The organism is Pantoea sp. R13S299 (assembly GCF_048515925.1).
In the GTDB taxonomy this organism is placed as follows: domain Bacteria; phylum Pseudomonadota; class Gammaproteobacteria; order Enterobacterales; family Enterobacteriaceae; genus Pantoea.
Genome location: NZ_JBLYEF010000003.1, coordinates 243,664 through 256,626 on the forward strand (window position 1 = coordinate 243,664; position 12,963 = coordinate 256,626).

The following is a 12,963-nucleotide window of genomic DNA, read 5'->3' on the forward strand; positions in this document are numbered from 1 at the left end:
GTTCACTCGCGTCGGATACGGCGTGAAAGACGCGTACCCAGGGTTTGCAGAAGCTGGACAATGACAATCAGCACCAGCGCGGTAGAAATCGTGGCGAAAGCATCGAAACGCTGATAGCCGTAAGTTATCGCGAGGTCGCCAATGCCGCCGCCACCCACCGTGCCCGCCATCGCCGTCGCACCCAGCAGACCAATAGTGGCAGTGGTCAGGGCTAACACCAGCGAAGAGGCGGCTTCCGGAATCATGAAATACCAGATGGTCTGCAACGTCGTCGCCCCCATCGCATTCGCTGACTCCAGAATGCCCTCATCGACCTCCAGCAGCGCACTCTCCACCAGCCGGGAAATATAGGGCGCAATAAATATCACCAGCGGCACAATAGCCCCCGCCGTGCCGATGGTGGTGTTCACTAACAGGCGCGTCAGCGGCAGAATAGTGATGAGCAGAATAATGAACGGCAGTGAGCGGATGATGTTTACGATCGGATTCAGCAGTTGATGCACCAGACGCTGCGGCTGAATGCCGCCTGGACGGCAGACCACCAGGATAACGCCAAGCGGCAGACCCAGCAGTGAACCAAAACCCAGCGACAGCCCTACCATGATCAGCGTGTCCTGCATCGCCGTAAGGAACTGATCGCCGGTCACGGCGGTTTCAAAGAGTTCAGACATCACAGATTTTCACTCCGGTCGCAATGAGAAACTGAATTGCCGCCTCGCGCTGCGCGGGCTCGCCTTTGATCTGCACAATCATGAAACCCAGAATGGTGCGCTGCACCTCTGTCATGCTGGCGAACAAAATATTCACCTCAACGTCATGTTCACGGATCAGACGATTGATGATGGGCTGTTGTGCCGTGCTGCCGACAAACTCCAGCCGCAATGCGTTGGCGGCCGGATGCTGGCTGAGCAATTGAAGCGTCTGCTGTGGCAGGCGATCGTGGATAACTGACTGCACAAAGCTGGCGCTCACAGCCTGCTGAGGTTCCGCAAACAGCGACAGGACATCACCCTGTTCAACAATCCGCCCCTGGGCCATCACCGCCATCCGGTTGCAGATCTTCTGTACCACCGACATCTCATGGGTTATCAGCACAATGGTGATGCCGTAACGCTGATTAATTTCCTGCAACAGCAGCAGAATCTGAACGGTGGTCTGGGGATCCAGCGCGGAGGTCGCTTCATCGCACAGCAGAATCGCGGGATTGGTCGCCAGCGCGCGGGCTATGCCGACGCGCTGTTTTTGACCGCCGGAAAGTTCATCCGGGTAGCTGTGGGCTTTATCGCTGAGGTTGACGAACGCCAGCAGTTCGGCGACGCGGGCGGCGATAAAATCTTTATCCCGCCCCTGCAAAATCAGCGGGATGGCTACGTTGTGAAATACCGTCCGGGCATTGAGCAGATTGAAGTGCTGGAAGATCATGCCAATCTGCTTTTTAACTTCAATTAATCGCTTTTTGCTGATCCCCTGTAAGGCTTCTCCCTGCACCTCCACCGTGCCGGTGGTCGGCGTTTCCAGATGATTAATCAGGCGCAGCAGGGTACTTTTTCCGGCACCGCTGGTACCGATCACGCCAAAGATATCCCCCTGAGCGATGCGCAGATTAATTTCCTGCAGCGCCTGCACTTCTGACCCGTTGCGGGCAAAGGTTTTGCTGACCTGTTGAAACTCGATGGCCGTCTGACTCATTTGAAATAGTCTGGCAGCAGATAGCCCAAATATTGCGCATTACCGGTGATATAAGCTTTAAATTCTGCCGAGTGATAACCGGCAATAATGTCCTGAGCAAATCGGGCCTGCTTATTTTTACCGGCTACCGTCACCACGTTAATAAACTGACTGGTGGGCGCTTCCAGTTTGAGCGCTGAATTGAGTTTCATTCCACTGGATACGGCGAAGTTGCCCTGAATCACGCCATAATCGACGTCTGGCAGTGCGCGCACCTGCTGGGCGTTATCCATCTCTTTCAGCACAATTTTATAGGGATTTTCCGTAATGTTTTTCTGCGAAAAGGTCGCGGCATCACTGTCGGGGCTGATTTTCAGCCAGCCAATGCTCTGCAGTAACAGCGCCGCACGATACTCATTCGAGGGCTGATTCGGCACAGAGACCGTGCTGCCCGGCGCGGGTTGCGTCAGCGTCTTCACGCGACCGGAATAAAGCCCCATTGGCGGGGTCGGCACCTGCACAATGCCGACATTATCGATGCCAAGCCGATCGTTAACCGACTTCAGATAGACAGGATGCTGCATAATATTGGCGTCAATCGCCCCGCGATGGACCGCATCATTAACCTGAATGCCATCGCTGAAATCTTTATATTCCAGCGTATAACCCTGCTTAATTAATAGAGGTGCCACGCCTTTTTCGAACTGCTCTTTATACGGACCCGGATTAAACCCGATGCGTATTATCTTCTGGTCTGCGGCTTGCGCAGCAGAGATGAAAATCGCGACAGCAGTAAGTGAAAAAATAATTCCCCGTGATGTGATGCGCATAGTGCTTCCTGATTCATTATTGTGAGAGCAATCGATTTAATCACAGCCCTCGCAATCAGGAACAGGTAAAACCCGGCCCCGCCTTTGGCTTATTTATGCTAACGATAGTCACTGGCAGAATATTGATTTAGTGGCATAGGACAGCGTTATTTCTGCTAAAGAAATGAATCCCGGCTGTGTCATTCTTTTCCGCTTCATACTTTTATTGCGGAAAATATATGGTGAAGTTTGCAGCTTCAGAGTTGGTCGCGGGGCTGGAAGAGAATCTCTTCAGCATTCTGGAAAAGCAAGCAGCCCGGCTGGATCAGTCGACCTTACCGCTGATCGATCTCTCCTCGGGCAGTCCACGTCAGCCGACGCCGCCTGCGGTCATCGCCTCTTTACAGGCTGCGGCGGCGCAGCCAGAAAATCATGAATATCCCTCCTTCTGGGGCAAACCCGCGCTGCGCCGCGCTATCGCCGACTTTTATCAGCGTCACTATGGCGTCACACTCGACCCCGAGACCGAAGTCGCGCTGTTTCAGGGCGCGCACATTGGCGTCACTGGCTTTCCCCGTGCCCTGCTCAATCCAGGACAGGTGTTGATCTCCACCGATCCCTGTTATCCACTCTATCGCTCAGCAGCCCGTCAGGCCGGTGCCGATTTTTATGGCATTCCGCTGGAGGCACACAATGAATTCCTGCCTGATTTCAGTCGGGTGCCGGATGAGATTGCCGCACGAGCCGGCCTGCTGCTGCTCAATTATCCCCACAATCCCACGGGCGCACTGGCGACACCCGCGCTTTTCGCTGATGCGCTGGCCTTTGCCCGGCAGCATCATATTCCGCTCATTAATGACTTCGCCTACGCCACCCTGGGCTGTGAGTCGGGCGAGCAGCCGGTGAGTCTGCTGGCTCAACCCGACGGCAAAGAATGGGGCGTGGAGATTTATACCCTGTCGAAAAGCGCAGTCATGGCTGGCTGGCGTGTAGGTTTTGCGGTGGGCAACGCCTCACTGATTGCAGCGTTTAAAAAACTGCATACGCACAGTTACAGCACGGTTTTTGGCGCGGTGCAGGATGCTGCTATCACTGCGTTGTCGCTGCCTGCTGAGCAATTCGCATCGCTGGCAGAGCGTTACCACCAGCGGCGCAGGTTAGTTTTAGCCAGGCTGGCAGCTATGCACTGGCCAGTTCGCACCCGTCAGGGGACTTTTTTCCTCTGGCTGACCGCGCCACCCGGTTTCACCGGCAAACAGTTCGCCGCCCTGTTAATGGAGGCATGTCATCTGCTGGTGGCACCGGGTCACGGTTTTGGCGCAGCGGGAGAGAATTATATTCGTATCAGCCTGACCGTCGGGACGGAGCAATTATTGCAGGCGCTGGACCGCATCGAAGAACTGAATTTGTTACCCTCGCGCACGTCGTCCTGAAGGATCAGTACCAGCGACAACAAAGGCGAAAAACACACAATATTTCCAAATGTTTGTGGGCGTAAGCAGTCATGAGCCAGAGTGCCGTGCTGGTTTTGTCAGGAAAGCCAGTTATTTCGGCTGAATACTTGCAAAACCTTACAATCGTGGTCTATGGTTTAGCGGCTGCGGTTTTTGCCGCTTCACTTAACACTTATTCGGCTTCTTATAGCTTTCATTTCCACGGTTTCTTCTGAACATTGTTTGCGGCTGCGAAAGCTATAAGACTCCTTCATTGATGCACCTGAGGAGATTATGGACACCAGAAACTCATCGTCTGAACACCCAAAGAAACATTTCTGGAACAGGAAGCCTAAAGAGCTGACTGTCGACGACATTACCGTGATCGATAACGACATGCTGAAGCGTGCGGTTGGCGCAGCGGCGTTAGGTAATGCGATGGAATGGTTCGACTTTGGCGTCTACAGCTATCTCGCCGTGATCATCGGCAAAGTCTTCTTCCCGGATGCCAACACCGCGGTGCAGCTGATCGCCACCTTTGGTACGTTCGCGGCGGCCTTCCTGGTGCGTCCGATTGGTGGCCTGGTGTTTGGCCCGCTGGGTGACCGCATCGGCCGACAGAAAGTGCTGGCGATGACGATGATCATGATGTCGATCGGGACATTCTGTATCGGTCTCATTCCGGCCTATTCCTCCATCGGGATTTTGGCACCCATTCTGCTGCTGGCGGCACGTCTGATTCAGGGCTTCTCGACCGGCGGTGAATATGGCGGTGCCGCGACCTTTATCGCAGAGTACTCTACTGATAAACGCCGTGGCTTCATGGGCAGCTTCCTGGAGTTCGGTACCATCGGCGGTTATCTGATGGGTGCTGGCCTGGTAACGATAATGACGACCGTGATGTCCAATGAGGCCATGATGTCGTGGGGCTGGCGCGTACCGTTCTTTATCGCCGCGCCGCTGGGGCTGTTTGGTCTCTATGTGCGACTGAAGCTGGAAGAGACGCCGGCATTCCAGCAGCACATGGAAAAACAGGAGGCGCTGGAGCAGAGCAAACCGCGTCTGACACTGATGCAGATGCTGAGCAAATACCGCGCGCCGATGATGAAGTGTATCGGTCTGGTGCTGCTGTTTAACGTCTCAAACTACATGCTGACGTCGTATATGCCGAGCTATCTGACCGGCGTGCTGGGTCTGCCAGAGTTAAGTGGTCTGCTGCTGGTGATGGTGGCGATGTTTGTGATGATGCCGCTGACGCTGCTGTGGGGTCGCTGGACTGACCGCATTGGTCGTCGTCCGGTGATTGCTTTTGGTGCGGTGGGTCTGATCCTGCTGGCCATTCCGAGCTTTATGCTAATCGGGTCAGGTAATATGTGGGCGGTCTTTGGCGGCCTGATGATTCTGGGTGTGTTGCACACCTGCTTCAGCGGCACCATGCCTTCGACGCTGCCGGCTCTGTTTACCACCGATATCCGTTACAGTGCGCTGGCCATCGGCTTCAACCTGTCGGTTTCGCTGTTTGGTGGTACGACGCCGCTGATTACCGCGTGGCTGGTGGATACCACCAAAAACAATATGATGCCGGCTTACTATATGATGGGCGCGGGCGTGATTGGCCTGCTGACTATCCTGACGGTTCGTGAAACGGCGAAGCAGCCGCTGACCGGTTCATCACCTGCGGTAGCGACCAAAGCGGAAGCGCATCGCCTCATCGACAAGCTGCGTAAACGGCACAAGCCTGCCGCGACAGCCGCGAAATAACTCACCTGACACCCTGCTCTGCAGGGTGTTTTTCTATCTGTCACGCGGACTCTCTACCCACCTGATTTAACTGCCCGGAAACGCGCAACTTTCGCCCGATTGCCACACAGCGCCATACTGCACCAGCGGCGGCGATGGGCTTTGGTGCGATCGTAAAACCACAGGGTACAGGCGGGATGTTCACAGGGGCGGACTCTGCTGAAATCCTCCTGCGCCAGCAGCATCGCGGCCTGTTCTGCCACCTGTCCCAGTTGCTGCATCACGCTCTGGCCCGCATAGACCCGCCTCATCTGTAACGCCCCTGGCTCTCCGGTCAGTTGCAGATGGCTGGTTGCTTCGACCAGCCAGTCATTCAGGGCCTGAATATCGAGGCCCTCACCCGTTTTATGCTGCTGCACATTGTCACGGATGATCTGACGTAACCGACGTGCGGCCTGCAACAGCGCGCCGGCTTCATGCTGCAGCACCGGGCCGTCTGCTGCCAGCCCGGCCTGTTGCAGCCACGTTTCAACATCCTGATCGGTTTGCCAGAAATCGTGCGGCTGACCCTCGACAAGGGCCTCAGTGTTGATGAAATCCAGCGCCGGATGATCGGCCAGAAACCACGGCCCCTGTGCGCTCTGCGATTGCGTGTCCGCCATTTTAATGCCCCTCCCGTTAAAGTCTGCCGCTGCTACTGTAACCGATAAAAAAGTAATTGAGTAGTTACACCACACTTCTGTAACCGTTATAAATTCATTTGACAGGTTACATTATCGCGGCATAATTGGCTTCAGGTAACCCCTTAAAATCATTTTAACCAGTTACAGGAATCCAGCATGAGTGCACAATCACTTTCTTACCGCTACCAGCAGGCCGACGGCGTCAATATTTTCTACCGCGAAGCCGGCGATCCCTCTCTGCCCGTGCTACTGCTACTGCACGGTTTCCCCACCTCTTCACATCAGTTCCGCAATCTGATCCCGCTTCTGGCTGATAAATTTCATCTCATTGCCCCTGATATGCCGGGCTTTGGTTTCACTGAAGTCCCCGCTGAGCGCAACTACTCCTGGACCTTTGACGCGCTCGGCCAGACGCTGACCGCCTTTGTCGATGCACTGGGGCTGGAACGTTATGCGATGTATGTTTTTGACTATGGCGCACCGGCAGGCCTGCGGCTGGCGCTGGCCTATCCGGATCGCGTCAGCGGGCTGATATCGCAGAACGGTAACGCCTATCTGGAGGGATTAGGAGAAGCGTGGGCACCGGTTCGCGCTTACTGGGCGGACCCCAGCGAGGCAAACGGTCAGGTGATTCGCGACGCGATACTGACGGAGGAAGGCGTGAAGTGGCAGTATCTGCATGGCGTCAGCGATCCGCAGCAGATCGCCCCTGAAACGTATACGCTGGACACGCTACTGATGGAGCGTCCGGGCAATAAAGATATTCAGCAGGCCCTGTTTCTCGATTACGCCAGTAACCTGAAACGCTATCCGGAATTTCAGGCGTTCTTCCGTCAGCAGCGGGTCCCGACGCTGGTGATCTGGGGCAAGAACGATCCGTTCTTTATTCCACCGGGCGCAGTGGCCTGGCAGCGCGATAATCCGCAGGCGGTGGTTGAGATGCTGGATAGCGGCCACTTCGCGCTGGAGACGCACACCGATCATATTGCGTCGCGCATCCGTGAGATGTTCAGTGGCGACTGAGCCACAGCGCGCAGAGGCAGGCTAACTGCCTCTGCAAACCTGTAGATTATTCGTTGCTGAAGCGGCCAACCGTGCTGGCCGCGCCCAGCGCATGACCTTTCAGCTGTGCCACCAACTCTGCCTGGGTTAGTCCGGCTTTCAGCTGGCCCACCGGTAAATCGGTGGCGATCAGTACAAAATTATAGTGATGCAGTCCACTGCCTGCTGGCGGGCACGGCCCGTAATAGTGCAACGTGCCTGGCGTATTTTTTCCGCCGGTATAGTCCTTGCCCTGCGTCAGCGCACCCTGCGAAAACGACGAGCGGGTGGCCGGGATGTTATAGGCCACCATGTGCGTGACGCCCAGCCCTTTCGCCCCGACCGGATCGGTCATCAGCAGCGCCAGACTGCGCGTACCCGCTGGGGTCGCCGACCAGTTCAATTCGGGAGATATATTCTCGCCGGTACAGGAAGGATTACTTTTATTGGCACCGGCAAACTTTTTATCCAGCAGCGCGTTATCGCTGAAGTCCTGTGATTGCAGCGTAAATACCGACGCCGCCAGGGTAGTCATGGGCAAAACGGCCAGCACCGTCGCACAGAGTAATTTTTTCACCAGCCACTCCTTATCAGATTATCCCGGAAATTTTCCAGACGCATTACGTCACTGCCTGCTTACTATAACGGCTTTAGCGCAATTGACCCGGCAGCCTGCCTTTTAAATGGCAGCGGAACGGCAAATCTATGATCTCCGTCGCGCGGGCACAGGCAGCTGATGCGTTGCCCTGTCGCTCATTACCCGATATAAGTTAACGCCTGTAGCTGAAATATCGCCTGAATCCCCGTCACTGTCACCGATAAGTGGACACTATGCAGATTGAAGATCTCCGGATTTACGTCGCCGTGATGCATGCTGGCAACTTTACTGCAGCGGCGGAGCAACTGATGTTATCGAAACAGTATGTCAGCCGCCGCATGGCCGCGCTGGAAGCGTCATTAGGGGCCCGACTGCTGATTCGTAATACCCGCAAGCTGTCAGTGACCGATGCGGGGCTGCTGTTTGCGCAGCATGCCCAGCGTATTCTGGATGAGATACAGGAAGCGGAACTGGCGGTGTCGGAGCAGCAGCAGGCGCTGCGCGGCACTTTCCGCATAAATCTGCCGATGTCATTTGGTATGAGCCACCTGTCGCCGCTGATCGCCGAATTCCTGAGCCACCATCCGGCGCTGCAATTTCAGATTGAGCTGGCCGACCGCTATGTCGATGTGATTGGTGAAGGCGTGGATATGGCAATTCGCATCGGCACGCTCGCAGATTCCACGCTGATTGCCCGCCCGCTGGGCGAACTGAAGCGGGTGATCTGCTGCAGTCCTGACTACCTGAAACGGGCTGGCACGCCGCAACATCCGGATGAGTTATTGCAACACGCCTGTCTGCGTTACGGACGTGAAGGTCAGAATGGCTGGGAATTGCAGGTTAATGGTAAAGCGAAATGGCTGGCGGTTCAGGGGCCGATGGTGAGCAACAACGGCGAAGTGCTGCGTGATGCGGCACTGGCGGGTTTAGGACTGGTGTTGTTACCCGCCTTTATTGTTGAGACCGCACTGGAACGGGGTGAGCTGGTGACGGTGCTGGACGGTTGCCAGCCGCCACCGCTCTCCCTGAATGCGGTTTATCCGCAGCACCGTCAGCGCAGCGAGGTAAACCGCCAGTTACTGGCCTTTTTACAGACGCGTTTAGCGCCGTAATGTGCCTTACAGCTTAAAGCTGGTTTAATGCCGCAAAGACTCTGGCGACCGCGACGGCACCCGGATCGGGCACGCCGTTGAGGTTAGCACTGTTAAGATAGGATGAGCGTCCTGCCCTGGCTTTCCCCATGCTGGCGGTCGCGTCACTACCCTGCTGCGCCGCATCAGCCGCCTCTGCCAGCGATTGACCCGCCACCAGCGCATCGATAGCCGGTTGCAGCGCATCGATCAGCGTACGATCGCCGGGTTGTGCCCCGCCATACTGCTTCATCTTTTCCAGACCCTGTTGCAGGGCTTCGGGCAGCGCGCCACCTTCGGCCAGCTGCTGCGCGGCAGCCGTGAAAAAGATCGCCATCAGCACGCCGCTGGAGCCACCCATCACCGTCGCCAGTCGTTCACCCGTCACCGCAAGCAGATCGGGTAAGGCATTCAACGGCAGTTTCTTATCAGCACATTCGCGCTGGATCTGGCGAGCGCCAGCTGCGAAGGTCGAACCGGTATCGCCATCGCCGACCTGAGCATCCAGTTTGTTCAGCTCACTTTCGCTGGCGATTAGCGTCTCACAGATGCGGTTAACATAGGCAGCCACTGTCGGGTTTTCGGAGGGTTGTGCCGGATGCGCTGTTGCCTCTTTGGCCGCGTTGACAGGTTGAAGCGGCGTGATTTTCACCGCCGGAACCCAGCCTGAGACCTCAACCGGCGCGCAGATCGCCTCTTCAAACAGCGGTTTCAGCGTCATGCAGGTGACGGAAAAGCCTTTCATGTCCAGCGCGGTCATTAGCGGAGCCGGGCCAATGAGATAATCACTGCCACGACTGAGAGGCGACTCAATCAGATCCCGCGTGACCAGACTCATCTCCAGCGCCGACATCCCGCCCAGATTATTCACCAGCAGTACGCGTGGCTGGTCGTTGCCTGGCATCACCTTCTCCAGCAAATGCTGCACAATCTGCTGACTGTTCTGCGTCTGCATTACATCAACACCCGGCTCGCCGTGGATCCCCAGCCCCATTTCAACGCTGCCGTCCGGGACGCGCTGGCCGGTCTGTTCATCCGGCAGATGGCAGCTTGAGAGCGCAACGCCCATGGTGGCGATTGCACGACTGGCGGCCTCTGCTGCCCCGGTCACTGCCGCCAGATCATCACCACGTTCAGCGACGAAGCCCGCCACTTTATGCACCAGCAAGGTGCCCGCTACGCCGCGTGGCTGAGTATTATCGGGCAGCGCAACATCGTCACCGACAATCACCATATTGACGCTGAACCCTGCTTTACGGGCTTTTTCTGCCGCCAGCCCAAAGTTGAGCCGATCGCCGGTATAGTTTTTGACAATCAGCAGACATCCCGCCTCACCGGTCAGGTTGATGATGGCGTTATAAACCGCGTCCACGCTGGGAGAAGCAAACACATCGCCACAGACGGCCGCCGTCAGCATCCCTTTGCCGATAAAGCCGACATGCGCCGGCTCATGACCTGAACCGCCACCGGAGATCAGCGCAACCTGCTGTTTATTCCAGTCCTTGCGCATCACGATGCGAATGTGTGGATCGACCTGCAGTCGTACCAGATTGCGCCACGGGCTGGCGTAAATCATGCCATTCAGCGCGCTGTCGACGAGATCATCCTTTTTATTCATTACGAATCGGGTCATGTCTTCATTCCTCATGGGCGTGCAGGTTTTCTGATGAAGCAGTGTTGCATACCTGTGGCGTTAGAGAGAAACCCCCCGACACGGCTATGCGTCTGATGTGCGACCTCCCGCACAAAAACGGCTGGTTCAGGCACACCATTTTTCACTAATTGATTGATTTTTATCAACTGTCTTTACCCGGAACTGAGAGCTTCTGCGCAGAAGCAGATGCGGGAATCACGGATGGTAAAAATTCATTTATTAACAGAGGATGTTTTGATGACCCAACGTATGATTCTCAATGAAACCGCCTGGTTTGGCGCCGGTGCTTTACGTCATTTGCCCGAAGAAGTCGCGCGACGTGGGATGCGAAAAGCGCTGATCGTCACGGACAAAGCGCTGGTTGCGGCGGGTGCGCTGAAGCGGGTGACCGAACTGCTGGATAAGCACCAGCTGAAGTGGGCGGTTTATGACGAGGTGGTCCCGAATCCCACCATCCGGGTTGTGCAACAGGGCGTTGCGGTGTTCAGACAGTCAGGGGCCGACTACCTTATCGCCATCGGCGGCGGCTCACCACAGGACACCAGCAAAGCGATCGGCATTATTATTAATAACCCTGAATTTGAAGATGTGCGCAGCCTGGAAGGCGTCTCCCCAACCCGCCATCCGTGTGTGCCGATTATTGCGATTCCGACCACCGCGGGCACTGCTGCAGAAGTCACCATCAACTATGTGATTACCGACGAAGAGAATCGCCGCAAGTTTGTCTGTGTCGATCCCCATGACATTCCGAAAGTGGCCATTATTGATGCGGAGATGATGGCGAGCATGCCTGCATCGCTGAAAGCCGCCACTGGCATTGATGCCCTGACCCATGCGATTGAAGGCTATATTACGCGGGGAGCCTGGACGCTGACCGATATGCTGCACCTCAAAGCCATTGAGATTATCAGCCAGTCGCTACGCGAATCAGTGGCGGGAAATATTGAGGCAGTTGAGCAGATGGCGCTGGGACAGTATGTCGCCGGAATGGGCTTCTCTAATGTCGGTCTCGGTCTGGTGCATGGCATGGCACATCCGCTGGGTGCGTTTTATAACGTTCCGCATGGTGTCGCGAATGCCATTCTGCTGCCGCAGGTGATGGCGTGGAATGCCTCCTGCACAGGCGAAAAATATCGTGATATCGCCCGCGCCATGGGTGTGAAACAGGTCGATACCCTGTCACTGGATCAGGCGCGGGAAGCGGCGGTCACCGCGGTTCGGCAGCTCTGTCGCGATGTGGGCATTCCGCGTTCCTTGCGTGAGGTGGGCTTGCAGGAAGCGGATATCCCTGCACTGGCGCAGGCGGCGCTGGATGACGTCTGCACTGGCGGCAACCCACGCACGCCTGACCTGGAAGAAGTGATGGCGCTGTACCGTCAGAGTTAAATCACACCCTTTTTTGCGCTGTGAACTCTTGCCCGCCCATGCTGGCGGGCTTTTTTACGTCCTGCGAATCAATAATCGGGCAGTATTCGCCAGCATTTTTACGGATGCACCGGCGGTGTCAGCAAAGGTTTTAGCGGCCGTTTTATTGCCCGGTTTCAGCCTGAAATCGCCCGCTCTGATAGTGCAGTTCAGAGAGCGAATCGGGGGCTTAACCCATGATTTCTTTAGATCCTAAACCCCGATCCTCTTGATCTGGATCACAAAAATCCGCATCATGCGCAGCGAAAACCTTAATGACGCTGCGGAGATCACGATGACACTGTACCAGGGTATGCTCATTTTCTATGCCGTTGTTGCACTGGTCGCTACGCTGATCACGTTCTTCATCGCCAAAGATAAGCTGAGTATCAAACTGCTGAGCGCCTTTTTAGTGGGTGCGACCTGGCCGATGAGTTTTCCTGTCGCGCTGATGTTTGCGCTGTTTTAATTGACAGAATCTCCTTAGCGACCACACTCAGGTAAGACGTCCCTGACCTGCAAACCGCCGATCACCGACGTGACCTTGTTCATGACGGTTAATAAGGAGCGGCTATGCGCGTTGTCAGTGTGATGATTCTGGTTTCTCTTCTGAGTGCCTGCAGTGCCGCCCCATGGCACGCTGAAAAACCGGTCCCGGCGGCCGAAACCCGTCAGCAGACCTGCCAGCCCGGCACCAATCCCAGCCAGAATGACTGCGGTCACTTCCCGGAACCTGAATTCCATTGATCGGTAAAACGATCAACTGTGCTGCGAGATCGCATTTGCGCTATTTCATCGCATAA

Annotated in this window: 13 protein-coding genes; 7 read left to right on the forward strand and 6 right to left on the reverse strand. The window is 55.9% G+C overall.

Annotated features, from left to right (window positions below):
* Positions 1-2: 2 nt before the first annotated feature.
* Genes ACN1CO_RS15490 through ACN1CO_RS15500 form a run of 3 tightly spaced genes read right to left on the reverse strand, consistent with a single transcriptional unit; the run spans position 3 to position 2,498 of the window.
* Positions 3-671 (reverse strand): methionine ABC transporter permease, encoded by a 669-nt coding sequence (locus ACN1CO_RS15490; protein WP_419139707.1) that lies wholly within the window; start codon positions 669-671, stop codon positions 3-5.
* A complete protein-coding gene (locus ACN1CO_RS15495) occupies positions 664-1,689 on the reverse strand; it encodes a methionine ABC transporter ATP-binding protein (protein ID WP_419139708.1) in 1,026 nt (341 codons plus the stop codon). Before ACN1CO_RS15495 ends, ACN1CO_RS15490 begins: the two co-directional genes overlap by 8 nt.
* Positions 1,686-2,498 carry a MetQ/NlpA family ABC transporter substrate-binding protein gene (locus tag ACN1CO_RS15500; RefSeq protein WP_419139709.1) on the reverse strand — a complete coding sequence of 271 codons (813 nt, stop codon included), beginning with the start codon at positions 2,496-2,498 and terminating at the stop codon, positions 1,686-1,688. The genes ACN1CO_RS15495 and ACN1CO_RS15500 overlap by 4 nt, the downstream gene beginning before the upstream one ends.
* Positions 2,499-2,716: 218 nt before the next feature.
* Here ACN1CO_RS15500 and ACN1CO_RS15505 point away from each other — a divergent pair, with 218 nt between their 5' ends.
* Both ACN1CO_RS15505 and proP read left to right on the forward strand, forming a co-directional pair.
* Positions 2,717-3,910: an aminotransferase class I/II-fold pyridoxal phosphate-dependent enzyme gene (locus tag ACN1CO_RS15505; protein WP_419139710.1), complete on the forward strand. Its 1,194-nt coding sequence runs from the start codon at positions 2,717-2,719 to the stop codon at positions 3,908-3,910.
* 294 nt (positions 3,911-4,204) lie between these two features.
* On the forward strand, positions 4,205-5,671 hold the full coding sequence (gene proP / locus ACN1CO_RS15510) for a glycine betaine/L-proline transporter ProP (protein ID WP_419139711.1): 1,467 nt from the start codon (positions 4,205-4,207) through the stop codon (positions 5,669-5,671).
* A gap of 53 nt (positions 5,672-5,724) precedes the next feature.
* Here the strand turns inward: proP and ACN1CO_RS15515 are convergent, their stop codons facing one another.
* Entirely contained in the window at positions 5,725-6,312 is a 588-nt protein-coding gene (locus tag ACN1CO_RS15515; RefSeq protein WP_419139712.1) for a CGNR zinc finger domain-containing protein, read from the reverse strand.
* A gap of 177 nt (positions 6,313-6,489) precedes the next feature.
* Between ACN1CO_RS15515 and ACN1CO_RS15520 the strand changes: the two genes are divergently transcribed.
* Complete coding sequence (locus ACN1CO_RS15520; RefSeq protein ID WP_419139713.1) at positions 6,490-7,356, forward strand: alpha/beta fold hydrolase; 867 nt, start codon at positions 6,490-6,492, stop codon at positions 7,354-7,356.
* Positions 7,357-7,402: 46 nt separating this feature from the next.
* Here ACN1CO_RS15520 and ACN1CO_RS15525 read toward each other — a convergent pair whose 3' ends face one another.
* Positions 7,403-7,951: a YbhB/YbcL family Raf kinase inhibitor-like protein gene (locus ACN1CO_RS15525; RefSeq protein WP_419139714.1), complete on the reverse strand. Its 549-nt coding sequence runs from the start codon at positions 7,949-7,951 to the stop codon at positions 7,403-7,405.
* A gap of 254 nt (positions 7,952-8,205) precedes the next feature.
* On the opposite strand from ACN1CO_RS15525, the gene ACN1CO_RS15530 reads away from it, so the two are divergent.
* Positions 8,206-9,084 carry a LysR family transcriptional regulator gene (locus ACN1CO_RS15530; RefSeq protein WP_419139715.1) on the forward strand — a complete coding sequence of 293 codons (879 nt, stop codon included), beginning with the start codon at positions 8,206-8,208 and terminating at the stop codon, positions 9,082-9,084.
* Between the two features lie 13 nt (positions 9,085-9,097).
* Here ACN1CO_RS15530 and ACN1CO_RS15535 read toward each other — a convergent pair whose 3' ends face one another.
* Positions 9,098-10,735 (reverse strand): dihydroxyacetone kinase subunit DhaK, encoded by a 1,638-nt coding sequence (locus ACN1CO_RS15535; RefSeq protein ID WP_419139716.1) that lies wholly within the window; start codon positions 10,733-10,735, stop codon positions 9,098-9,100.
* A gap of 258 nt (positions 10,736-10,993) precedes the next feature.
* On the opposite strand from ACN1CO_RS15535, the gene fucO reads away from it, so the two are divergent.
* From fucO to ACN1CO_RS15550, 3 genes are all read left to right on the forward strand, one after another.
* A complete protein-coding gene (gene fucO / locus ACN1CO_RS15540) occupies positions 10,994-12,142 on the forward strand; it encodes a lactaldehyde reductase (protein WP_419139717.1) in 1,149 nt (382 codons plus the stop codon).
* Positions 12,143-12,455: 313 nt separating this feature from the next.
* Positions 12,456-12,629 carry a GhoT/OrtT family toxin gene (locus ACN1CO_RS15545; protein WP_008924737.1) on the forward strand — a complete coding sequence of 58 codons (174 nt, stop codon included), beginning with the start codon at positions 12,456-12,458 and terminating at the stop codon, positions 12,627-12,629.
* Positions 12,630-12,733: 104 nt separating this feature from the next.
* Positions 12,734-12,907: a hypothetical protein gene (locus ACN1CO_RS15550; RefSeq protein WP_283544713.1), complete on the forward strand. Its 174-nt coding sequence runs from the start codon at positions 12,734-12,736 to the stop codon at positions 12,905-12,907.
* The last annotated feature ends 56 nt before the right edge of the window (positions 12,908-12,963 follow it).